Origin of the sequence: Bradyrhizobium australiense (assembly GCF_013114825.1) — a bacterium.
Taxonomy (GTDB): domain Bacteria; phylum Pseudomonadota; class Alphaproteobacteria; order Rhizobiales; family Xanthobacteraceae; genus Bradyrhizobium; species Bradyrhizobium australiense.
Genome location: NZ_JAAVLX010000005.1, coordinates 327,451 through 348,517 on the forward strand (window position 1 = coordinate 327,451; position 21,067 = coordinate 348,517).

Sequence of the window (21,067 nt, forward strand, 5' to 3'; positions counted from 1 at the left end):
TCAATAATACTTAGCGCGCGAGCGCAAGCAGCCCATTTACATCGAGATGGTTGTCGATGTGATCGGCAAGCGCATCGAGCGCGCTCTCCACCCTGGCGCGGTACTGCTGGTCTGCGGCCGGAATGTCCAGTTGCGCGAGAAATGCGCTGCGGAAATTGTCTGAAGCAAACAGGCCGTGCAGGTAGCTACCGTACACGCGTCCGTCGCTGGAAACTGCGCCTTCCGGCGCGCTGCCAACCAAAGCAAATGGCCGTGCACGGTCCGGCCCGTCGGTATGCCCGATGTGAATCTCGTAGGCCTCGATCGGCCGGTCCGTCGCGGCATGGACCGCCGCAACGCGCGTGAGAGTCTTTTGTGACGTCATCACCGTCGTCACGTCGAGAAGTCCGAGGCCGGGCGTTTCTCCCGCCGGTCCCTCGATTCCTGTCGGATCCGCCACACTGCGTCCGAGCATCTGGTAACCGCCGCAGACGCCGAGCACATGGCCGCCGCGACGATGATGCGCGAGAAGATCGATGTCCCAGCCCTGCGCGCGCAGGAAGGTTAGGTCGCCGCGTGTCGACTTCGAGCCGGGAAGGATCACGAGTTTTGCATCGCCCGGGATTGCCTCTCCAGGGCGGACCATCACAAGGTCGACATCAGGCTCGAGCTTCAGCGGATCGAGGTCGTCAAAGTTCGCGATCCGCGACAGCGCGAGAAAGGCAATCTTGCACTTGCCGACCTTGCGGGCGTCAGCAAGCCCCAGCGCATCTTCAGCCGGAAGCTCGCTAGCGCGGGCGAAATAGGGGAGAACCCCAAATCCCCGCCAGGATGTGCGTGCCTCTATCAGCCGGTAGCCGTTGTCAAACAGCGTCGGATCGCCGCGGAACTTGTTGATGACGAAGCCGCGGATCATGGCCGCATCGTCGGCATCCAGCACGGTCTTAATGCCGACGAGCTGCGCTATTACACCGCCGCGATCGATGTCGCCGACCAGCACGACTGGCACGTCGGCCTTGCGGGCAAAACCCATATTGGCGATATCGGCGCTCCTCAGATTAACTTCGGCTGGGCTGCCGGCGCCCTCGACCAGAACAAGATCGGCACGATCCTTCAGGCGTCCGAAACTTTCGAGGACCGGCTCCATCAGCGATGACTTCATCGCAGCGTACGCGCGGGCTCGCAGCGTCGCCACGCGCCGTCCCTGCACGATGATCTGGGCGCCAACATCTGTCTCCGGCTTGAGCAGAACGGGATTCATGTCGGTGTGCGGCTCGACACCTGCGGCCTGCGCCTGCAATGCCTGCGCGCGTCCGATCTCGCCACCGTCGATTGTCACGGCCGCATTGTTCGACATGTTCTGCGGCTTGAAGGGCAGCACCCGATAGCCGCGCCGGGTCGCGGCGCGCGCAAGGCCGGCGACGATGAGCGACTTGCCCACGTCCGATCCCGCACCTTGGATCATCAATGCGCGCGCCATCGAATCGGACTCCGCGGTTGATTCGTCAGTACTCGACGCCGGGCTGCGCCTTGATGCCGGATCGGAAGGGATGCTTCACGAGCGTCATCTCTGTGACAAGGTCGGCGGCATCGATCAATTCCTGCCTGGCATTGCGCCCCGTGAGGACGACATGCGTCATCGGCGGCTTTGAATTGCTCAGGAACTCGACCACTTCTCCGATCTCCAGATAGTCGTAGCGAAGCGCAATATTGATCTCATCGAGAACGACCATGCGCAAGGCTTCATCGGCGATCAGCTGCTTGGCCTTTTCCCATGCGGCGCGCGCCGCGGCGATGTCCCGGGCGCGGTCCTGTGTTTCCCAGGTGAAGCCTTCACCCATGGTGTGGAATTGGCATAATTCACCAAAATGTCCGGTCAGCAGGCGGCGCTCGCCAGTTTCCCACGCACCCTTGATAAACTGCACGACGGCGCAGCAAAAGCCATGCGCGATGCACCGCATGATCATGCCAAAAGCCGAGGAGGATTTCCCCTTGCCCGCGCCGGTATGGACGATGATGAGTCCCTTCTTGCCGCTCTTGGCGGCCATCATCCGGTCGCGCGCTGCTTTTTTCTTCGCCATTTTGTCGGCATGACGGGCGTCCAGCGAGGCCTCGGAGGTCACGGTTTCATCCTCAGCGGCATCAGGTTCGGAAGTCATCGGCACGCTCCTTTGGCTTGACAAGTTGCACGCTTTTGCAAATGGTGGGGTGGCGTTGGTTCCTGTCCTACGACAGGCGAAGAGGGAATGCGATAGGACTCTGGCCTTGAAAGCTTGAGCCTGAAACGCAGCCGCCCCCGCGACCGTGACCGGAGAGATCTTCAAGAGCCACTGACCCGTCAGGGTTGGGAAGGCGGAGATCGAAGGGAAAACCTGCTCCGCAAGCCGGGAGACCTGCCAGCGCAGAGACTTGAGACCGGCGGACGGGGTGCTCCGCGACGGCAACGAACCCTTATGTCTATGGTTCGTGCGCCTCATCGCCTCCGCCAAAACGTCGAGGAGGGCGATGACCGTCACGCTTCATGTCTGCATCACCTGCCGTTCCGGCCAATCCTTGAGGGAAGGCGAGACCGCGCCGGGCGCGCGTCTGCATAGCGCCATCCTTCAGGCTGGCGTGCCCGAAGGCGTCAGCGTCGTTCCGGTCGAGTGCCTGTCCGCCTGCAGCCAGGGCTGCTCGATTGCTCTCAGCGCGCCGCGACGCTGGTCCTATGTCTACGGACGCCTATCCGATGCAAACGCGCCGGACGTAGTTGCTGGAGCTGCGGCCTATGCGGCGGCGCCCGACGGCATCGTGCCGTGGCGCAGCCGGCCGGAGATCTTCCGCAAACAATCGCTTGCCCGCATTCCACCCATCACCATCCTGCCGGAGCCCGCAGAATGAACACGCTCGCCAAGGTTCCGGTCACGGTCGTCACCGGCTTTCTCGGTTCGGGCAAGACGACGCTGATCCAGCATCTGATCGCCAACGCGAATGGCAAGAAGCTTGCGGTGCTCGTCAACGAGTTCGGCAGCGAGGGCGTGGACGGAGAGATCCTGAAATCCTGCGCGGATGTCAATTGTCCCGCCGAGAACATCCTCGAGCTCGCCAATGGCTGCATCTGCTGCACGGTGGCCGATGACTTCATTCCCGCCATGGAGCAGCTGCTCTCGCGCCGCGTGAAGCCCGACCATATCCTGATCGAGACATCGGGATTGGCCTTGCCGAAGCCGCTGCTCAAGGCGTTCGATTGGCCGGAGATCCGCTCGCGGATCACCGTCGACGGCGTGATCGCGCTGGCGGATGCCGAGGCTGTGGCGGCCGGCCGCTTTGCGCCCGATCCCGTTGCGGTGGAAGCGCAGCGTGCGGCCGATGAAAACCTCGATCACGAGACGCCGCTGTCGGAAGTGTTCGAGGATCAGATCGCGTGCGCGGATATCGTCCTGCTCACCAAGGCGGATCTTGCCGGCGTTCAAGGACTTGAAGCGGCCAAGGCGGCGATTGGCGCCGAAATGCCGCGTCGCGTGCCGATGTTGCCGGTCATCGACGGCGCAGTCGATGCGCGTATCATCCTTGGTCTCGAAGCGGCAGCGGAAGACGATCTCGCCGCGCGCCCGTCGCACCACGACGGCGAGGACGAGCACGAACACAACGATTTTGCCTCCGTTGTCGTCGAACTCCCGGAAGTTGCCGATATCGAAGCGCTGGTCGCATCGATCCAGCGACTTGCGCGTGAGCAGAATGTGCTGCGCGCTAAGGGATATATCGCAATTGCGGGCAGGCCGATGCGATTGCTCGTGCAATCGGTCGGGGAGCGGGTGCGGCATCAGTTCGATATGCCCTGGGGCACGCGGCCAAGGCAGTCGAAATTGGTTCTGATCGGTGAACACGACGATATCGATGAGGCCGCCATCAGGGCGGGACTTGGTGTCTGATGCACGTCGTGTTTCGCGAGAGCCGCGGTCTTGAGGAGACCGCGATCCCTAGGGATCTCGGCCAGGACCCGGCCGACCTTGTCGTGCTCTCGTTCTCGGACAGCGATCTCGCCGCGTTCGCGTCCGGCTGGCAGCGTGGGCGTACTTGCCTGCCGTCGCTGAGGCTCGCGAACCTTGCGGAACTGCGTCATCCGCTTTCGGTCGATACCTATATCGAGCGGACGCTATCGCATGCGCGCGGCGTACTGGTGCGCCTGATCGGTGGCGAGTCCTACTGGCCATATGGACTGGCTGCCCTGCATCAATTGGCCAAGGACCGCGACATCGCGCTTGCGGTGCTGCCAGGTGATGGTCGCGACGACCCGCGGCTGGATGCGCTCTCAACAGTGCCTGCCTTGACGCTCGGACGGCTGAAGGCATTGTGCGACAAGGGCGGAGCAATGGCGGCGCAGGCGGCAATCGCGCAGCTTGCATTGGCCTCGGGACTTTATGCGGGGCCTGTCGTCGGCGAGATCGAAATCTCCGAGATCGGTTTTTACGATCCAGATCGGGGCGCAATCGCGGTGCTGCGAAATTCCTGCCAGCCGCGCGCGCTGATCACCTTCTATCGTTCCTATCTCACCTCGGCAGATACCGCCCCGGTCGACGCGCTGATCACAGCACTGCGGCAAAAGGATTTTGATGCCTATGGCGTATTCGTCACATCGCTAAAGGCCGCCGGTGTGGCGGACTGGCTGAAGGGGCAGTTCGAGCAATGCCCGCCTGCAGTGATCGTCAATGCAACCGCCTTCTCTGCGGCCGCCGACGACGGTACGACGCCTTTCGATGCCGCCTCCTGTCCGGTGTTCCAGGTTGCATTGTCGACGGCCCGGCGCGAGGATTGGGCAGAGTCGCTTCGCGGTCTCTCACCGGGCGATCTGGCGATGCATGTAGCGTTGCCGGAGATTGACGGCCGGCTATTTGCGGGCGTGGCCAGCTTCAAGTCGGCGGGTGAGCGCGATCCCGATCTGCAATTTGCGCATCTGGCGCACAGGCCTGACGACGAACGTGTCGGTTCGGTCGTGGATCGGGTGGTAGCCTGGCACAGGCTCGCGGACAAGCCGGCAGGCGTGAAGCGGCTGGCGATTGTGCTCTCGAACTATCCGGGCCGTCCGCACCAGCTCGCGCATGCGGTTGGGCTCGACGCGCTCGCTTCGGTCGAAACGCTGCTGTCCCATCTCGAAGCTGCTGGTTACGACGTGAAAGCTGCGGGAGCGTTCGGTGAAACTCTCCAGCGGGAGGAATTGATCTTTAGCGTTGCGGATTACCGCACGGAACTGGCGAGGCTTTCGCGCTCATTACAGGATGACCTTGCGCGCGCCTGGGGCGCCCCGGAGAACGATCCCGCCTGTCGTGGTGGCGAATTTCATTTCGCAGCGATCCAGTGTGGCAAGGCGATTATCGCCGTTCAGCCTGAACGCAGTGATGTTACCAATCGTGACGCTGAGTATCATGATCTTTCCCGCACGCCTCGCCACGCCTATGTCGCATTCTATCTTTGGCTCAGGCAGCAAAAGGTCGACGCGGTCGTCCATATGGGCGCTCACGGAACGCTGGAATGGCTGCCCGGCAAGTCCGTGGCGCTGTCCGCTGCCTGTTGGCCTGAAGCGCTGATCGGCGACATGCCCGTGATCTATCCCTTCATCGTCAACGATCCCGGCGAGGCCGCGCAGGCCAAGCGGCGCATCGGCGCGGTCACGATTGGGCATTTGCCGCCACCATTGGCTCGGGCGGCGTTGCCTCAAGGCCTGCGCCGGCTCGAGCAACTGCTCGATGAATATTCGACGGCCGATGGTCTCGATCCGGCGCGCCGCCAGCGCCTAATCGCGTCGATTCGCGATGAAGCGCGTGCCGCGGGACTGGAAGAGGATCTCGGGCTTGGCGCCTCGGCTGCGGCGGCTGAGGCAATTCCCCGGATCGATCGCTTTGTCTGCGACCTCAAGGAAAGCCAGTTCGGCGATGGCCTGCATGTGTTCGGCCGCGGGGCTTGCGGCGAGGCGGAGAAGCGCGCGCTGCTTGACGCTCTCTCTGGTAGGCGCGTTGCTCCGGGGCCGGCAGGCTCGCCCTATCGCGGGCGGCGCGATGTGCTGCCGACCGGACGCAATCTGTTCGCCGTCGATCCCCGCGCAGTGCCGACACCGTCCGCGCATGTGGAGGGGATCAAGCTCGCCGAGGAATTGCTGCGCCGTCACCTGCAGGATCACGGCGACTGGCCGAGGGGGCTGCTGGTTAATCTCTGGGGATCATCCACCATGCGCACCGCAGGCCAGGATTTCGCGATGGCCCTGCACCTGGCAGGCATCGCGCCGCGCTGGGACCACGGATCGGGCCGGGTGTCGGGTTATGAGATCATCGCACCAGCGGCTCTTGGTCGGCCGCGCATCGACGTGACGCTTCGCGTGTCGGGACTGTTTCGCGACGTCTTTTCATCTCTTGCGCAATTGTTCGCGGCAGCGACCCAAGCGCTTTCGGAACGCGATGAGGAGGGCGACGAAAATCCCTATCGCCATCGCGCGGCGCGTGTGTTTGGACCCCGTCCGGGGCAGTACGGTGTCGGTATGGCATCGATGCCGGATCTCTTCACGGCGGGGACGCGCAACGCGGCCGGTGAAGCCTGGCTGTCGGCTTCGTCTTGGGCATTCGCGTCCGACGGCACGATGCGGCCTGATCGCACAGGTGTCGAGGCAAGGCTCGTCGCCGCTACTGCCTTCGTCCATGTGCAGGACCTGCCGGAAACGGATCTGCTGCTCGCCGCAGACTATGCCGTGCATGAGGCGGGCCTAGCGGCTGCGGCGGCGCGCCTGGGCGCGGCCACACCATCGCTCTACCACCTCGACGCGACACATCCCGATCAGCCGCGTGCTCGCTCGTTGACCGAGGAAATTTCGCGCGTCGTGCGTGCGCGTGCGGCCAATCCAAAATGGATCGCCGGCATGATGCGCCACGGCTTTCGGGGCGCGGCGGAAATTGCTGCCACGCTAGAGCATATGGCCAGCTTTGCACATCTTGCCGATGCGGTGCCCACGCATCTCTTCGATCTCTATTACGACGCGACGCTTGGCAGCGACAACGTGCGAACTTTCATGGCGCGCGAGAATCCGGCGGCGCTCGCGGCGATCGAGACTTGCTTCACCCGTTTGCATCAAGCTTCGCTCTGGCGGACACGGCGCAATTCGATTGCGGCCGCGCTGCGGGAGGCTTCATGAGCGCTGTTGCGATCAAGGGCTGGTGCCCCAGCGCCTTACGGCCGATGCGGTCGGGGGATGGGCTCTTGGTTCGCATCCGGCCGCACGGTGGCCGGCTCGATCCGAAGCAGGCAGCGGGAATTGCGGTGCTGGCCGAGTGCTACGGCAACGGCCTGATCGATCTGACCAGCCGGGCCAACCTGCAAATCAGGGGTGTCAGTGATCAAGGTCATCGTCCCTTGATCGAGGAACTATCACGGCTGCACTTGCTCGATCCCGATCCGGACTCGGAAGCGCGGCGCAACATCCTTGTCACGCCCTTCTGGAGCGAAAGTGACGATACCTGTTTTCTCGCAGCAGAACTTGAACACGGGCTTGTGATGGGACCGCCCGGCCTGCCGACCAAATTCGGCTTCGCCGTTGATTGCAGCACAGAGCCTGCGCTGGCCGGCGCCTCCGCCGACATCCGCATCGAGCGCAGCATCGCGGGAGAGCTGATCGTGCGTGCCGACGGTGCGGAGCATGGTCGTCCCGTCTCGCGGAGAGAAGCGGTAAGCGTTGCGCTCGCGCTTGCCGAGTGGTTTGTCGATTCGGGCGGAGCCGGGGAGGGCAGAGGGCGAATGAGAGCGCATGTCGGGACTGGCACAAAACTGCCCGACGCGCTTCGTGGCAAGGTCAAGCCGGCTTGCATGACCGCGGAGCCGCGTCCCGGACTTTATCCGCAAGGCGCGATGATCGCTGCGGCTTTCGGACAGCTGACACATGCCGCGCTCAGCCATCTTGCCGGATGCTCGCAAGGATTACGGATGACGCCCTGGCGCATGATTGTGGCGGAAGAATTGCGCGAAATGCCCCACTGCGAGGGCCTCGTCACCCAAGCGGACGATCCCATTCTGCGCGTCGTCGCCTGCAGCGGTGCGCCCGCCTGCTGCGAGGCGCATTCCGATACTCGTGCACTTGCAGCAGCGCTTGCGCCGCATATTGCCGCGGACGAGAAGCTTCACGTCTCTGGCTGTGCCAAAGGCTGTGCCCATTCGGGGGCTGCCGCGCTCACCCTTGTTGCGACCCGCGAGGGATTTGATGTCATCCGCAGCGGCTCAACGCGGGATACGCCTAGCCAGCGTGGAGTAAGCGCAGGCCGAATGATCGCGGATCCTTCCGTTCTAACGGGAGCGCACTGATGCCGCACGTCTATGAAACCGATGGTGCGGCGATCTACCGTCAATCCTTCGCCACCATCCGCGCCGAGGCGGACCTTGAGCGCTTTTCGGCCGACGAGGAGCCGGTCGTCGTTCGCATGATCCATGCCGCTGGCATGGTCAGTCTCGAATCCTGCATCCGCTTCACGCCCGGCATGGCGCGCATCGCGCGGGCTGCGCTTCAGAACGCCGCGCCTATCCTCTGCGACGCACGCATGGTTTCGGAGGGAATTACGCGTGCGCGCCTGCCGGCCGGCAACGCCATCATCTGTACGCTTGACGATCCCGCGGTTCCCTCCCTCGCGCAATCCATGCGCAATACCCGCTCAGCCGCAGCGCTGGAATTGTGGAGGCCGCATCTAAACGGCGCGATCGTCGCTATTGGCAATGCGCCGACCGCGCTGTTTCACCTGCTCAACATGCTGGAGGATCGCAACTGTCCAAGACCTGCAGCGATCATCGGTTGTCCGGTCGGCTTTGTTGGCGCGGCTGAAGCCAAGTTTGCGCTGATGGCTGACCAGCCTGCGCCGGCGCTGACGGTCGAGGGGCGCCTTGGCGGCTCGGCAATCACGGTCGCCGCCGTGAACGCGCTGGCGAGCCGGAACGAATAGCCATGGGGCGCATCATCTGTTGCGGCCTTGGGCCAGGAAATCCGGACCTCATGAGCGTGCGCGCCGATCGTGAGCTCCGTGCGGCCAAGCACGTGGCCTATTTCCGAAAGAAGGGACGGCCCGGCCAGGCGCGCCGCATCGTCGATGGACTACTGGCAAAGGACGTCTGCGAATATCCGATGGAGTATCCGGTCACGACGGAGATCGCCTTCGACCGTCCGGAATATGTTCGCCTCCTTGCAGGCTTCTACGACGAGTGGGCGGAGCGTCTTGCGCGGCTTGCCCGCGCATTCGACGTCGTCATTCTCTGCGAGGGCGATCCCTACTTCTACGGCTCCTTCATGCACCTGCGTGCACGTCTGCAGGCCCGCGTCGAAATCGAGGTGATCGCCGGCATTCCCGGCATGGCTGGCTGCTGGAATTCGGTCGGCCTGCCGATCGCCCTCGGCGACGATGTGATGACGGTGCTGATGGGTACGCTATCGGAACACGAGCTCGAGCAACGCGCGCGCAATTCCGATGCGCTCGTCATCATGAAGACCGGGCGCAATCTGAAGAAGGTGCGCCGCGCGCTTGCCGCCGCCGGCCGCCTTGGCGAGGCATGGCTGATCGAACGCGGCACCATGCCGGGTGAGCGCGTCGTGCGGCTGAGGGACCTGGACGAGACCGAGTGTCCCTATTTCGCGATCGTACTCGTGCATGGGCAGGGACGCCGGATGGGGGCGGCCGAATGACGGGCATATTGACCATCGCGGGACTTGGGCCGGGCGACCAGGCGCTAGTCACGCCGGAAGTCTCCGCCGCGCTCGCCGCCGCGACCGACGTCGTGGGCTATGCGCCCTATGTCGCGCGGGTGCAACCGCGTGAAGGACTGACGCTACATCCATCAGACAATCGCATGGAGTTGCAGCGCGCAAACGATGCCTTGCAGCTGGCATCGAAGGGACGCCGCGTTGTCATGGTTTCGTCCGGCGACCCGGGTGTTTTCGCCATGGCAGCGGCTGTATTCGAAGCCCTTGAAGTCTCGCCGCAATGGCAGGGGCTTGCAATCCGCGTTCTGCCCGGCGTAACTGCAATGCTGGCAGCGGCCGCGCGCGCCGGCGCGCCGCTCGGCCACGATTTTTGCGCGATCAATCTCTCCGATAATCTGAAGCCGTGGCCGATGATCGAGAAGCGCTTGCGGCTTGCTGCCGAAGCTGACTTTGCGATCGCGATGTACAATCCGCGCTCAGTGAGCCGGCCCGATGGTTTTGGACGCGCGCTCTCGGTTCTGAAGGAGGCAGGTTGGGGCGAACGCCTCGTGATCTTTGCCCATGCTGTCAGCACGGCCGCGGAGCGAATTGAAACGGTGATGCTGCGCAAGGCACGGCCCGAGATGGCCGACATGCGAACCCTTGTCATCGTCGGCAATTCAGCAACGCGCCGCGTCGGCCGCTGGGTCTATGCACCGAGGCATTCCCGATGACGGAGCCAATGCATGACCTCCGTCGCGCTTTCGACCCGCGGCCTGTCAGGCAATTCGGGCCGCTTGAGCATCACGACGGGAAGGCCGAGCTCGCGCGCAGCGTCGATCTTGGCACGCGCGCCCGCTCCACCGGCATTGCGGGCAACAACCCATTCGATGCCGCGCGCGCGCATCATCTCCAATTCGCCGGCGAGGGTGAATGGTCCGCGCGACACAATGACATCGACATCCGGAAATGGCAGTGGTCGATCGGGAGGATCGACAAACCGCAAAGTGTAGGCGTGCTGCGGCCTGGCGCTGAAAGCTGTGATGTGCTGCCGTCCGATCGCAAGAAATACCCGCGCGCGATTGTTCGGCAACACTGCGGCAGCCGAGGTGATATCCGCGGCCTCGATCCAAGTGTCCCCGGCCTCTTTTGCCCAGGGTGCGCGCTCGAGCGCGATCAGCGGTGTTCCGGTCGTCTCGCACGCTGCAACCGCATTGCGGCTCATCTCGGCCGCGAAGGGATGGGTTGCATCGACAAGGTGCGTTATTCCCTCGCGTCGAATGAACTCGGCAAGGCCATTCACGCCGCCGAACCCCCCGATGCGGGTCGGCAGCGGCTGGTTCGCCGGGGCGCGGGTGCGACCTCCATAGGAATAGATCGCATTACACCCCGCGCGCGCCACAGCGTCCGCGAGCAGATTGGCATCGCTTGTTCCGCCCAGAATGAGGGCGCGCATCATGCATGATCCCTGGCTGACGATTATCGGCATTGGCGAAGATGGCCTTGCCGGCCTCTCGGATGCAAGCCGAAAGGCGCTTGCGGAAGCCGAGACGGTGTTTGGCGGCGAACGGCATCTCGCGCTGGCAGGGATTGCCGACCGCGGCCGTCCCTGGCCGGTGCCGTTCGAGACAGATTGCGTCCTGACCTGCCGCGGCCGTCCGACGGTGGTGCTCGCCTCGGGCGATCCATCCTGGTACGGCGTAGGAGCCAGTCTCGCGGAACGGCTCAGCAAGAGCGAATGGATTGCGCATCCCGCGCCCTCGACATTCTCACTTGCTGCGGCGCGGCTCGGATGGCGGCTCGAATCTGTCGTCTGTCTTGGACTCCACGCGGCGCCATTCGAACGCCTGGTGCCGCATCTGACACGTGGAGCGCGCATTATTTGTCTCGTGCGCGACGACAAGGCGCCCGGCGATCTGGCCAAATGGTTGACGGCGCGAGGCTGGGGCGAGTCACGGCTGTGGACGCTCACCGCGCTCGGCGGTGCCCGCGAATCCGTGGCGCAATATCGGGCCGACAGCTACGCCGCCGATAGCGGCGCGGGTCCGGTGACAGTTGCGCTGGAAACCAATGGACCGCACGGCGTTCCGCGTAGCTCCGGCCTTTCGGACGCGCTCTTCGTGCATGACGGCCAGTTCACCAAGCGGCCGATGCGCGCGCTCGCGCTTTCGGCGCTAGCGCCGAGATGCGGCGACAGATTATGGGACATTGGCGCCGGTTCAGGTTCGATCTCGGTAGAATGGGCTCTCTGTGGTGGCACGGCGATCGCCATCGAAGCGCGGGCTGATCGCGTAGCGAATATCCGCGGCAATGCGGCAACCTTCGGTCTGACGCATCGGATCGCCGTCGTTGAGGGAATAGCGCCTGATATCCTCTCAGGCCTTGGGACACCGCAAGCCGTTTTCATCGGCGGAGGGCTCGACGCCAGGATGTTCGATGCGGTGTGGTCGCGCATTGAGCCGAGAGTAAGGTTAGTTGCGCATGCCGTCACGCTGGAGACCGAGGCGCTACTCTCGGACCTTCATCAACGCCACGGTGGCGAGTTGATGCGAATCGAGATTGCGCATGCGGGTCACCTCGGCCGCTACCGCTCCTGGGAAGCGGTGCGGCCAGTCGTGCAATGGAGTGCAGTCAAGTGAAAGTCGCAGGTCTGGGGTTCAAGCGGGAGGTCACACTGGCTGCGCTGCGCGAAGCTCTCGCCGCCGCGGGCGGTCCTGAAGATCTCGCGGCAGTTGCAACGGTCAGCGACAAGGCCGAAACCGCCGCGCTCAAATTGCTGGCGCGCGAACTCAACGTGCCGATCCGGCCTGTTTCGGCCGATGTCCTGGCCGGCATTGCCACGCCCACACAGTCAGAATCCGTCAAGGCGAAGTTCGGTACGGGCTCCGTCGCCGAAGCCGCGGCGCTTGCGGTCGCCGGCCGTGGTGCGCGCCTTGTTTCGACGCGGGCCCTCTCGCAGGATCGGACGGCGACCGCAGCGATCGCGGAAGGAGACGCCGAATGACGGTGCACTTCATCGGCGCCGGACCGGGAGCAGCTGATCTGCTCACCTTGCGCGGTCGCGATCTGATTGCCGCCTGTCCGGTCTGCCTCTATGCCGGCTCTCTCGTACCCCAGGGCGTTCTTGCCCATTGCCCAAAGGATGCACGGATCGTGAACACCGCGCCGCTGTCGCTCGACGACATCATGTCGGAGATCGTCGCGGCGCATCATAAGGGCAAGGACGTCGCACGGCTACATTCCGGGGATCTCTCGATCTGGTCGGCGATGGGCGAGCAATTGCGCCGCCTGCGCGCGCTTCAAATCTCCTATTCAATCACGCCCGGCGTGCCGGCCTTTTCCGCCGCCGCGGCCGCGATCGAGGCCGAGCTCACGCTGCCAGGTCTTGTGCAATCGGTCGTCCTGACGCGGATGCCGGGCAGGGCGAGCGTGATGCCGAAAGGCGAGAAGCTCGCCACCTTCGCCGCGACCGGTGCGGTGCTCGCCATCCATCTCTCGATCCATCTGCTTTCTAGGGTAATTGATGAGCTGACGCCGCACTACGGAGGAGACTGCCCGGTCGCAATAGTCTGGCGCGCAAGCTGGCCGGATCAGCGCATCATTCGCGCTACGCTCGGTACGCTGGATTCTGCTGTAAGCACCGAGCTCGAGCGCACGGCCGTTATTCTGGTTGGCCGCACACTGGGTTCGGAAGATTTCGGAGAGAGCCGCCTGTATGCCGTCGACTATGACCGCCGCTATCGGCCGCTCGGGCCGACGCCGCGCTTTCCGGAAGGCTCGTGATGACGGCGAGCCTCGTCATCTCCGCGCCTGCATCCGGTGTCGGCAAGACGACGCTGACGCTGGCGTTGGCGCGCGCCTATCGCGATCGCGGGCTGAAGGTCCAGTGCTTCAAGAGCGGGCCCGATTATATCGATACCGCCTTTCATGCGGCCGCCGCGGGGCGCACCTCCGTCAACATCGACAGCTGGGCCATGCACCGCGAAGCGATCGAGGCGCTCGCTTCGCGCGGTGCGAATGCGGATCTCGTTCTGGCCGAAGGTTCGATGGGCTTATTCGACGGCGTTGCCACACGGGGCCTCTCGGGGACCGGCGCTACCTCCGATATCGCCGAGATGATGGGCTGGCCGGTCCTGCTTGTGATCGATCCCTCCGGACAGGCGCAAACCGCCGCGGCGGTGGCTGCAGGACTGCGCGATTTCCGCGCAGGCGTGCGTCTTGCCGGCGTCGTTCTCAACCGCGTCGCCAGCACCCGGCACGAGGACCTGGTGCGCCGTGCCATGGCAGGCGCCGGCATTGCCGTGTTCGGGGCGTTGCCCCGCCACGCCGCGATCAGCTTGCCGAAGCGGCATCTTGGCCTGGTGCAGGCTGAGGAGCAGGGCGAGGTCGACGGCCTGATCGCGGAAGCCGCCCGCTTCATCGCCGAGCATGTCGATCTCGATGCAGTGTTGCAATCGGCGGCATGCGCCTCGACGGCGCCATGCGCCGCACACGGCCCGAGCGTCAAGCCACCCGGCCAGCGCATCGCTCTGGCGCGCGACGGCGCATTCTCGTTCGTCTATCCGCACATGCTGGAGGCCTGGCGTGCCGCCGGTGCCGAGATCGCGACCTTCTCGCCGCTCGCCGACGAGGGTCCTGATGACAGTGCCGACGTCTGCTGGATGCCCGGCGGCTATCCGGAATTGCACGCCGGCCAACTCGCGGCAAATCGCCAATTCCGCCGTGCGCTAAAATCCTTTGCTGAGACACGGCCGGTGCATGGCGAATGCGGCGGTTACATGGTGCTGGGCACCGCCTTGACCGAGGGTGGCGGCACACGCCACGAGATGACCGGACTGCTCGGCCTGGAGACGAGTTTTGCCCAACGTCGGATGCATCTGGGCTATCGGCTTGCGGAACTCGCTCTGCCGATGCCCGGATATCAGGCCAGAGCGCTCCTGCGCGGCCATGAATTCCATTACTCCACGATTGTCTCGCAGCCCGATACACCTCTGGCTATCGTGCGCGACGCGACTGGCGCGGTCGTTGCGGAGACGGGCTCGCGGCGCGGCTACGCCACCGGCACGTTCTTCCACCTCATTGCGGAGGACAGGTGAGCGGCTTTGTTTCCTTTGTCTCGGCCGGCCCAGGCGATCCCGAGCTCCTGACGCTCAAGGCGGCTGCGCGTCTGCGCGCTGCTGATGTTGTGCTGTACGACGACCTTGCCTCGGGCGCGATCCTCGATTACGCCCGAGCCGGGGCCAATCTGGTAGCGGTTGGCAAGCGTGTGGGCCGGCCCTCAGCCAAACAGGAGCACCTCAACCGGCTGCTCATCGACTACGCCGCCACAAACGCGCGCGTTGTACGTTTGAAATCGGGAGACGCCGGCATCTTCGGCCGGCTTGAAGAAGAGATCGAGGCGCTGCGCGCGGCGCGCATCGACTACGAGATCATTCCAGGCGTCACCTCAGCCTGCGTTGCGGCAGCGCGCGCCAGCATTCCACTCACCCGCCGGGGCACCTCGCGCCGCGTCCAGTTCGTGACCGGCGCAGATGTCACCGGGCGGTTGCCCGCGAATCTCAATTGGGCGGCACTGGCCGATCCGGAATCGACGACCGCGGTCTATATGGGCAAGCGCACATTCCCGGCGCTCGCGGCAAAGCTGATAGAGCACGGCATGGCTCCCGACACGCCGGCGCTATTTGCGGAGTCTCTGGGCCACGCCGAGGAGCGGATTGTCCGCACCACGATTGCACAGCTCGCAGAGCAGCTCGCGCAAGCGACCGCCGCAACGACGGCGGCGGTCATTCTTTTCGGCGCGCTGGCGGGAGAGACTCTATGATGATGCCGCCGCCCGATCTCGCCAGCCCCTTGACGTCTCCTCGGAAGGAGCACACAGAGCAGGCATGGTGCTCGGAGCGGAGCAAAGCGCCGGAGCATAATCGGGAACGGGCAAGGGCGGACGTGAATGCGGCGCCCAAAGCTCCGGCCGCGCCCGCGCCTGTAAGCGGTGAGGGGCTCCGATCCGCCACTGGGCCGTCAAGCTTGGGAAGCCAGGACCCGTTTCGAACCGCGAGCGAGGAGACCGGCCCTGCAATTCTTAACACCAGCGCCGTCGGGTGTGACGGCAGAAGGGACGTAAGTCATGCATATCGAACCAGATATCGTTACGGGCGCCAAGCTCATGCTGAGTTACGCGACGGGTGCCGTTGCCGGCGGCTGCGCTCTCAAGCTCACGGTCGAAACCGTGCGCGAGCAGGGGGTTGTTTCATTCGCGGTGCGCACCATCGCAACAACGGTCCTGGTTTTCTCGTTCTTCGAACTCCTGCCGCATTTCCGGATGGGGGTCTCGGAGGTGCATTTCATTCTCGGCTCGACGCTGTTTCTCCTGTTTGGCGCAGCGCCAGCCGCGTTCGGGCTGGCGCTTGGTCTTCTGCTGCAGGGGCTGTTCTTCGTGCCGACCGACCTGCCGCAATATGGTATGAACGTGACTACGCTGCTGGTGCCTTTGTTTGCGATCCAGGCGCTGGCCGGGCGGATCATTCCTCGCAACACCGCCTATGTTGACCTGCAGTATCGGCAGGCACTTGCGCTTTCGACCGCCTATCAATCCGGCATCGTGGCGTGGGTCGCCTTCTGGGCGCTATATGGTGCGGGCTTTGTGGCCGAGAACCTCGCCTCCATCGCGTCTTTCGCCGCTTCCTACGCGCTCGTCATAGTAATTGAGCCGCTGGCCGATCTAGCCGTGCTGGCACTGGCGAAATCACTGAGAGCTGTGACGGCCGATGGTCTTGTTACTTATCGGCTTCACAACGCCGCCTGAGATGTCGTAAGGGCGGTCGCAAGTCGCGCCCGCCCCCACCTCATAACGCGATGCTGACACTCTCCCTGATAGGCATTGGCTGCGGCGATCCCGAGCAGCTCACGCTTGCTGCGATCCGCGCAATCAATGCGGCTGACCTGGTGCTGATTCCGCGCAAGGGCCCGGTGAAGTCCGATCTCGCCGACCTGCGCCGGCTGATTTGCGCGCAAGCCTTGACGAACAGCCGTACGCGCGTTGCCGAGTTCGACCTGCCCATTCGCGACACGGCGCAGGAGGGCTACCGCAAGGGAGTGGACGAATGGCACGACGCCGTCGCAGTGACCTGGTCCCGAGCGATTGCGGCGCATCTCGGTGATGACGGACGCGTTGCCCTGCTGATCTGGGGCGATCCTTCGCTATACGACTCGAGCCTGCGGATCGCACGAAGGCTTGATCCGTTGCCGATAATCGAGGTCGTCCCGGGCATTACGTCGATCCAGGCGCTTTGCGCCGCACATTCACTGCCGCTGAACGACATTGGGCAGCCTTTTCTCGTCACCACCGGACGGCGGCTGCGCGAAGGCGGTTGGCCGTCCGGCGCCGACACGGTGGTCGTCATGCTCGATGGCGGCGCCGCGTTCCAGTGGCTCGAGCCGACCGGACTATATATCTGGTGGGGCGCCTATCTCGGGATGCCCCGGCAAATCACCATGTCAGGTGCGCTCGCAGAAGTGGGGCCAGTCATCGTCGCCGCCCGACAAGAAGCACGCGCCAGGCACGGCTGGATCATGGATAGCTACGTCCTCAAGCGCGTGTGGTAGCACTCGTGGGAAGGCCGCTGGCATCTTGAACCAAGGGCAGGACGACATGCTACCCGAGTGGGTCTACCAGGAGTGCCCGGGCGTTTCGACCTTCCATCGCGATGCCGCTCTGGCCCGTCAGGCCGAGCTCACCAAGCCGACCGGTGCGCTGGGTCGCCTCGAGCACCTCGCGATCGAGCTGGCCGGTCTGCAACAAACCGACCGGCCTCGAGCCGAGCGCGCGCCGATCATCGTCTTTGCAGGGGATCACGGCATCGTCGCGCAGGGCGTATCGGCCTATCCTCAGGAAGTTACGATCGCGATGATGTCGAATTTCGCGTCAGGCGGTGCAGCAATTTCGGTTCTCGCGCGCGAACTGGGCTTAAATCTGGAAATCGTCGATGCCGGAACGCTCGCCGAACAGCCCGTGCCGGGAGTCGTGACAGACAAGCCGCGCCAGGGCAGCCGGGATTTCAGCAAGGAAGCGGCGCTCGAGTTGGGCGAGGTCGCCTTCGCCTTCGACTGCGGCAAGCGCGCCATCGCGCGGGCGGCCTCAGCAGAGCCAGATCTTCTGATCCTTGGTGACATGGGGATCGGCAACACCACGACTTCTGCGGCAGTCGCCGCCGCCCTGCTTGGCATGCGCGCCGAGCAGGTGACCGGCAATGGCACCGGGATCGATGCAGACAGCCGTGCGCGCAAGGCGCACGTGATTGATGCAGCGCTGGCTCTTCATGACCTTACAAGACCAGGAACTTCTGCCGAGCGGATCCTGTGCGCGGTCGGCGGTCTTGAAACTGCTGCTATTACGGGCGCGATCATCGCCGCCGCACAGCGTCGCCTCCCGATCCTGATCGACGGTTTCATCGTGTCCGTCGCGGCGTTGACGGCGTTGCATCTTAATCCGTCGTGTCGGCCCTTTCTCTTATCGTCGCATCAATCGGCCGAGCAGGGGCACTGCCTAGTTCTCGAGGCGCTGAATGTGCAGCCGTTATTCAATCTGGACCTCAGGTTAGGGGAGGGGTCGGGTGCCGCGCTTGCATTGCCGATCCTGCGGCTTGCATGCGCTCTGCACAACGGCATGGCGACCTTCGCGCAAGCCAGCGTTCCGAATCGCTCATAACGCGACATTCTGATTGACCGACACAATCCGCCAATCGTTCCGTAGCCGATCAATTCGGGTGATCGACAGCGGATCGATTACGAAGCGCAACGCTGCTCGCGGTGTGATGTCGAGGGCTACGCAGAGCGCGGCGCGAATAGTGCCGGAATGCACGACGAGCGTTGCTGGACCAGCAGCTATTTTACGAAGTCCATCCCGAACCCTCGCAATTTGATCTTCGAAGCTCTCGCCGCCGGGTGGGCTTGAACGAGCGGGATCCTTCCAGAACTCGGCGTACCCTTCTTCTCCGAGAGCGGCGAGATCGTCGTGACGTCGGCCGGTCCAATCCCCGAAGTCCTGCTCCCGAAACTCAGGCACCAGGATTGGATCAAGCTCGAATGCGCGCGCGGTATCGACAGTCCGTTGAGACGGACTCGCGTAGCTTGCGGCGTCCCGCGGTAAGCGCCTACGCACGGCTTCCAAATGCGCCCGACCGCTGAGATCAGCCGGAGCGCCCGACGGGGAGATCGTTCCTTCGATAGTATTGACGACTACCGCATGCCGGACCAACCAAAGAAAGGCTTCCCCTTCCATCCCTATATCTCCGATGCTTATCAATTCGAGAAACATCTTTAACATTCGCCCGCGGAGGCTTTACCGCGAAGGACTGATATCACGGCCGAAGCAAAATCCGTATCTCAACACCCCCGGCGCCGACCTGCAACGAAGGCGCGTTGCCTCGCGCGTCAGACCACTTTCTCATGATCGCGCTCGGCCCTTCTCGTTGATGCGACGGCGATGGGCGCTCGCGCCGAAGTGTAGCAACTCGTTGCGAGTGTGGCGGTCGTCTAACCAACCTGCGCAAGCCAATTTCCGAAAGAATTGCCGGGATGTCGCCATAGCGGCGACCGAGAAAAAGAGGCCGCTTGTAATGAACAAGCGGCCCAAGTCTAGGGAGGAAACGCCCAAGGAGGGCTGCGATAGCGCATCGCGCTACCGTGGTGCGTATATGCGTTGGCGATGCACAAAACGCAAGAGTTGACTTCCGGATCGGCATCAAAGCGCATGATGAAGACCTTCAAGTGACACTTGAATCGCACGTAGCGTCAGGTTGTATGCTTTCAAAGCAGTGTTTCCGACTTAGCGAATGATATCGACACAGTGCGTTTGAAAAGGCGCAAGGAAGAATTCCGGAAGCTGAGATGTCCCGATGGCGCGCCACTTCTCATGCTTCCGACGTTCTTGCTTCATATGTTCCGGCCGTGCTCGCAGGGCATTCTCGTAAAGACGTGAGCGTCATTGGCCGTGCGCATAATAGCAACCACCGTGCGGAGGCCTCCTTAACGTGTAAGCTGCTGACTTAGCCTCAAAACAATTGCGGACTAACGCCTGGCTCTGAGAACGTGTTCAGGTGTTACTCAGAGAATCAATCGGGCGGATCTCCAGTGGAGCCGGCATTAGACGGGCAGCGCAAGTTGCATCCCCGCTGGCCCCGGCGTGGACAAGCGCCCCCAGGTTGCATCGGTGCTCACTAACCAAGGGCAGGCCCTCGTGTAGGTTTTCGGCCGCTCCCTCGGTATAGTTGGGTCCACCTCAACTGCGCTTTCACTGCGCGATCTGTCGGAGCAGCCGAATGCAGGTCTCGAATGCTTCTGCAAGGTGGTCAACAGGATCGAACGTTATCGCAGTCAAGATCATCGGGAAGATGCAGGCGAAGTCGTTGGCAGTTTGGCGCAGATTGGCACACATACTCGACGTCATTTCCGTCGTGGATCAGGATCAGTCAGTAGGTGAAGTATTGCCGAATATCCGTTTCCGTGGGGTTTATCGGCGAAGCATGGTCTTTGACGACCGTCATAAGATTACGTGAAGGGAAAAACTGAGGCATTGTTGACGCGAACGTTGGGCTGAATTCCTTCGATCTTGTTTCGAGAAGGAAGCGAGCTAGATTTCGTTTGGAACGGATATCGGCCTTCCCGTGGCCAAAGCTAATGGCGAACGCCTCGCCGCAAATGAACCGTCGGCACCATCCCTCTGCCGACGGAAGCTGGTGCGATGTGTAGCCGCGTCGCTCCTCCGAGGCTGGCTTCCCGCTCGGCCGCCGAGAGGGACCGGGCTTCTTTACTGTGGCGAGTATAAGGCCCGCTTAGAGATCTTGCATTTGATCTCACACCCCTGAAGTCAGGGGGTCATACTATTCCCAAGGCCATTCGCCAACTGCCCACGGAGCTCCGGAAAGTTGGAAAATGCCGCCAGAGCCGGCAACAGCCCAAAACCCTGGCACCGCCGTATTACGGGCTTCTTTATCGCTGTCATGCCCACTTCAAGCAGTTCTGGCCCGAACCGGTTCAGGGCAGGATCGACACGCGCATCGAAACGGTTGCGAAATCGATGGATGCTACGATGGTGGTGTCGTATTCAGACGTGTCCGGTTGAAGACGCGTATGTTCGAAAACCGACGCCGAGGCGCAAGTATTCCGTCGCCGCGGCGCCAAGCACATGTTTTCACTCTTCAAGCAAGGCCCGCACAAACGTGCTTGGTGGCACGTCGATTGCTGGGAGATGGTAAAGGATCCGCACGACCATGCCGCTCTTCCAGTCGTTGGGGCAGGAGCTAGATGAAGCTTACTCGATTGACCCAAATCAACGACAGAGACGCCGCACTGAGTGCCGTCAGGTTTCGTAACGCACGAAGACTATTCGCGTTGGCCGCGACACCTGCCTGTCCT

General features: G+C 63.3%; 19 protein-coding genes and 2 riboswitches. Of the genes, 15 read left to right on the forward strand and 4 right to left on the reverse strand.

Features of this window, described 5'->3' with window-relative positions:
• Positions 1–10 precede the first annotated feature (10 nt).
• Both HCN58_RS17740 and cobO read right to left on the reverse strand, forming a co-directional pair.
• Positions 11–1,459: a cobyric acid synthase gene (locus tag HCN58_RS17740; protein ID WP_171580681.1), complete on the reverse strand. Its 1,449-nt coding sequence runs from the start codon at positions 1,457–1,459 to the stop codon at positions 11–13.
• A 25-nt stretch (positions 1,460–1,484) separates the two neighbouring features.
• Positions 1,485–2,138 carry a cob(I)yrinic acid a,c-diamide adenosyltransferase gene (gene cobO / locus HCN58_RS17745; RefSeq protein ID WP_171580682.1) on the reverse strand — a complete coding sequence of 218 codons (654 nt, stop codon included), beginning with the start codon at positions 2,136–2,138 and terminating at the stop codon, positions 1,485–1,487.
• A 39-nt stretch (positions 2,139–2,177) separates the two neighbouring features.
• A riboswitch (cobalamin riboswitch) is annotated at positions 2,178–2,394 on the forward strand.
• Positions 2,395–2,484: 90 nt separating this feature from the next.
• Between cobO and HCN58_RS17750 the strand changes: the two genes are divergently transcribed.
• Genes HCN58_RS17750 through cobJ form a run of 7 tightly spaced genes read left to right on the forward strand, consistent with a single transcriptional unit; the run spans position 2,485 to position 10,389 of the window.
• Entirely contained in the window at positions 2,485–2,859 is a 375-nt protein-coding gene (locus tag HCN58_RS17750) for a DUF1636 family protein (RefSeq protein WP_171580683.1), read from the forward strand.
• Complete coding sequence (cobW, locus tag HCN58_RS17755; protein WP_171580684.1) at positions 2,856–3,890, forward strand: cobalamin biosynthesis protein CobW; 1,035 nt, start codon at positions 2,856–2,858, stop codon at positions 3,888–3,890. Before HCN58_RS17750 ends, cobW begins: the two co-directional genes overlap by 4 nt.
• Positions 3,890–7,135, forward strand: a complete 3,246-nt coding sequence (gene cobN, locus HCN58_RS17760; protein ID WP_171580685.1) for a cobaltochelatase subunit CobN — start codon at positions 3,890–3,892, stop codon at positions 7,133–7,135. The genes cobW and cobN overlap by 1 nt, the downstream gene beginning before the upstream one ends.
• A complete protein-coding gene (gene cobG, locus HCN58_RS17765; RefSeq protein ID WP_171580686.1) occupies positions 7,132–8,295 on the forward strand; it encodes a precorrin-3B synthase in 1,164 nt (387 codons plus the stop codon). The genes cobN and cobG overlap by 4 nt, the downstream gene beginning before the upstream one ends.
• Positions 8,295–8,924, forward strand: coding sequence for a precorrin-8X methylmutase (locus HCN58_RS17770; RefSeq protein ID WP_171580687.1), 630 nt, complete (start codon positions 8,295–8,297; stop codon positions 8,922–8,924). The genes cobG and HCN58_RS17770 overlap by 1 nt, the downstream gene beginning before the upstream one ends.
• 2 nt (positions 8,925–8,926) lie before the next feature.
• Positions 8,927–9,658: a precorrin-2 C(20)-methyltransferase gene (locus HCN58_RS17775; protein ID WP_171580688.1), complete on the forward strand. Its 732-nt coding sequence runs from the start codon at positions 8,927–8,929 to the stop codon at positions 9,656–9,658.
• The gene (cobJ, locus tag HCN58_RS17780; protein WP_171580689.1) at positions 9,655–10,389 is read left to right on the forward strand and encodes a precorrin-3B C(17)-methyltransferase; all 735 of its coding nucleotides are present in this window, start codon (positions 9,655–9,657) and stop codon (positions 10,387–10,389) included. The genes HCN58_RS17775 and cobJ overlap by 4 nt, the downstream gene beginning before the upstream one ends.
• Here the strand turns inward: cobJ and HCN58_RS17785 are convergent.
• Positions 10,365–11,114, reverse strand: a complete 750-nt coding sequence (locus HCN58_RS17785) for a cobalt-precorrin-6A reductase (RefSeq protein WP_171580690.1) — start codon at positions 11,112–11,114, stop codon at positions 10,365–10,367. The genes cobJ and HCN58_RS17785 overlap by 25 nt on opposite strands.
• Here HCN58_RS17785 and cbiE point away from each other — a divergent pair.
• From cbiE to cobT, 8 genes are all read left to right on the forward strand, one after another.
• Positions 11,113–12,294, forward strand: coding sequence for a precorrin-6y C5,15-methyltransferase (decarboxylating) subunit CbiE (gene cbiE / locus HCN58_RS17790; protein WP_171580691.1), 1,182 nt, complete (start codon positions 11,113–11,115; stop codon positions 12,292–12,294). The genes HCN58_RS17785 and cbiE overlap by 2 nt on opposite strands.
• The gene (locus HCN58_RS17795) at positions 12,291–12,659 is read left to right on the forward strand and encodes a cobalamin biosynthesis protein (protein WP_171580692.1); all 369 of its coding nucleotides are present in this window, start codon (positions 12,291–12,293) and stop codon (positions 12,657–12,659) included. Before cbiE ends, HCN58_RS17795 begins: the two co-directional genes overlap by 4 nt.
• Positions 12,656–13,438, forward strand: a complete 783-nt coding sequence (cobM, locus tag HCN58_RS17800; protein ID WP_171580693.1) for a precorrin-4 C(11)-methyltransferase — start codon at positions 12,656–12,658, stop codon at positions 13,436–13,438. The genes HCN58_RS17795 and cobM overlap by 4 nt, the downstream gene beginning before the upstream one ends.
• The gene (locus HCN58_RS17805) at positions 13,438–14,751 is read left to right on the forward strand and encodes a cobyrinic acid a,c-diamide synthase CobB (protein WP_171580694.1); all 1,314 of its coding nucleotides are present in this window, start codon (positions 13,438–13,440) and stop codon (positions 14,749–14,751) included. The genes cobM and HCN58_RS17805 overlap by 1 nt, the downstream gene beginning before the upstream one ends.
• On the forward strand, positions 14,748–15,476 hold the full coding sequence (cobA, locus tag HCN58_RS17810) for a uroporphyrinogen-III C-methyltransferase (RefSeq protein WP_171580695.1): 729 nt from the start codon (positions 14,748–14,750) through the stop codon (positions 15,474–15,476). Before HCN58_RS17805 ends, cobA begins: the two co-directional genes overlap by 4 nt.
• 48 nt (positions 15,477–15,524) lie before the next feature.
• A riboswitch (cobalamin riboswitch) is annotated at positions 15,525–15,742 on the forward strand.
• A 37-nt stretch (positions 15,743–15,779) separates the two neighbouring features.
• Positions 15,780–16,457, forward strand: coding sequence for an energy-coupling factor ABC transporter permease (locus tag HCN58_RS17815; protein WP_171580696.1), 678 nt, complete (start codon positions 15,780–15,782; stop codon positions 16,455–16,457).
• Between the two features lie 50 nt (positions 16,458–16,507).
• Positions 16,508–17,257 carry a precorrin-6A synthase (deacetylating) gene (gene cobF, locus HCN58_RS17820; RefSeq protein WP_171580697.1) on the forward strand — a complete coding sequence of 250 codons (750 nt, stop codon included), beginning with the start codon at positions 16,508–16,510 and terminating at the stop codon, positions 17,255–17,257.
• Positions 17,258–17,303: 46 nt separating this feature from the next.
• On the forward strand, positions 17,304–18,359 hold the full coding sequence (gene cobT / locus HCN58_RS17825) for a nicotinate-nucleotide--dimethylbenzimidazole phosphoribosyltransferase (RefSeq protein WP_171580844.1): 1,056 nt from the start codon (positions 17,304–17,306) through the stop codon (positions 18,357–18,359).
• Here cobT and HCN58_RS17830 read toward each other — a convergent pair.
• Positions 18,354–18,932, reverse strand: a complete 579-nt coding sequence (locus HCN58_RS17830; protein WP_171580845.1) for a histidine phosphatase family protein — start codon at positions 18,930–18,932, stop codon at positions 18,354–18,356. The two genes, cobT and HCN58_RS17830, sit on opposite strands and share 6 nt — an antisense overlap.
• Between the last annotated feature and the right edge of the window lie 2,135 nt (positions 18,933–21,067).

What these genes read in the sequence shown, in the direction of transcription:
- cobN (WP_171580685.1), top strand. Translation starts at nt 3,890, where the DNA reads ATGCACGTCGTGTTTCGCGAGAGCCGCGGTCTTGAGGAGACCGCGATC.
- HCN58_RS17740 (WP_171580681.1), bottom strand. Translation starts at nt 1,459, where the DNA reads ATGGCGCGCGCATTGATGATCCAAGGTGCGGGATCGGACGTGGGCAAG.
- cobJ (WP_171580689.1), top strand. Translation starts at nt 9,655, where the DNA reads ATGACGGGCATATTGACCATCGCGGGACTTGGGCCGGGCGACCAGGCG.
- HCN58_RS17830 (WP_171580845.1), bottom strand. Translation starts at nt 18,932, where the DNA reads ATGGAAGGGGAAGCCTTTCTTTGGTTGGTCCGGCATGCGGTAGTCGTC.
- HCN58_RS17785 (WP_171580690.1), bottom strand. Translation starts at nt 11,114, where the DNA reads ATGATGCGCGCCCTCATTCTGGGCGGAACAAGCGATGCCAATCTGCTC.
- cobF (WP_171580697.1), top strand. Translation starts at nt 16,508, where the DNA reads ATGCTGACACTCTCCCTGATAGGCATTGGCTGCGGCGATCCCGAGCAG.
- HCN58_RS17805 (WP_171580694.1), top strand. Translation starts at nt 13,438, where the DNA reads ATGACGGCGAGCCTCGTCATCTCCGCGCCTGCATCCGGTGTCGGCAAG.
- HCN58_RS17770 (WP_171580687.1), top strand. Translation starts at nt 8,295, where the DNA reads ATGCCGCACGTCTATGAAACCGATGGTGCGGCGATCTACCGTCAATCC.
- HCN58_RS17750 (WP_171580683.1), top strand. Translation starts at nt 2,485, where the DNA reads ATGACCGTCACGCTTCATGTCTGCATCACCTGCCGTTCCGGCCAATCC.
- cobO (WP_171580682.1), bottom strand. Translation starts at nt 2,138, where the DNA reads ATGACTTCCGAACCTGATGCCGCTGAGGATGAAACCGTGACCTCCGAG.
- cobM (WP_171580693.1), top strand. Translation starts at nt 12,656, where the DNA reads ATGACGGTGCACTTCATCGGCGCCGGACCGGGAGCAGCTGATCTGCTC.
- cobT (WP_171580844.1), top strand. Translation starts at nt 17,304, where the DNA reads ATGCTACCCGAGTGGGTCTACCAGGAGTGCCCGGGCGTTTCGACCTTC.
- cobW (WP_171580684.1), top strand. Translation starts at nt 2,856, where the DNA reads ATGAACACGCTCGCCAAGGTTCCGGTCACGGTCGTCACCGGCTTTCTC.
- cobG (WP_171580686.1), top strand. Translation starts at nt 7,132, where the DNA reads ATGAGCGCTGTTGCGATCAAGGGCTGGTGCCCCAGCGCCTTACGGCCG.
- HCN58_RS17775 (WP_171580688.1), top strand. Translation starts at nt 8,927, where the DNA reads ATGGGGCGCATCATCTGTTGCGGCCTTGGGCCAGGAAATCCGGACCTC.
- HCN58_RS17815 (WP_171580696.1), top strand. Translation starts at nt 15,780, where the DNA reads ATGCATATCGAACCAGATATCGTTACGGGCGCCAAGCTCATGCTGAGT.
- cbiE (WP_171580691.1), top strand. Translation starts at nt 11,113, where the DNA reads ATGCATGATCCCTGGCTGACGATTATCGGCATTGGCGAAGATGGCCTT.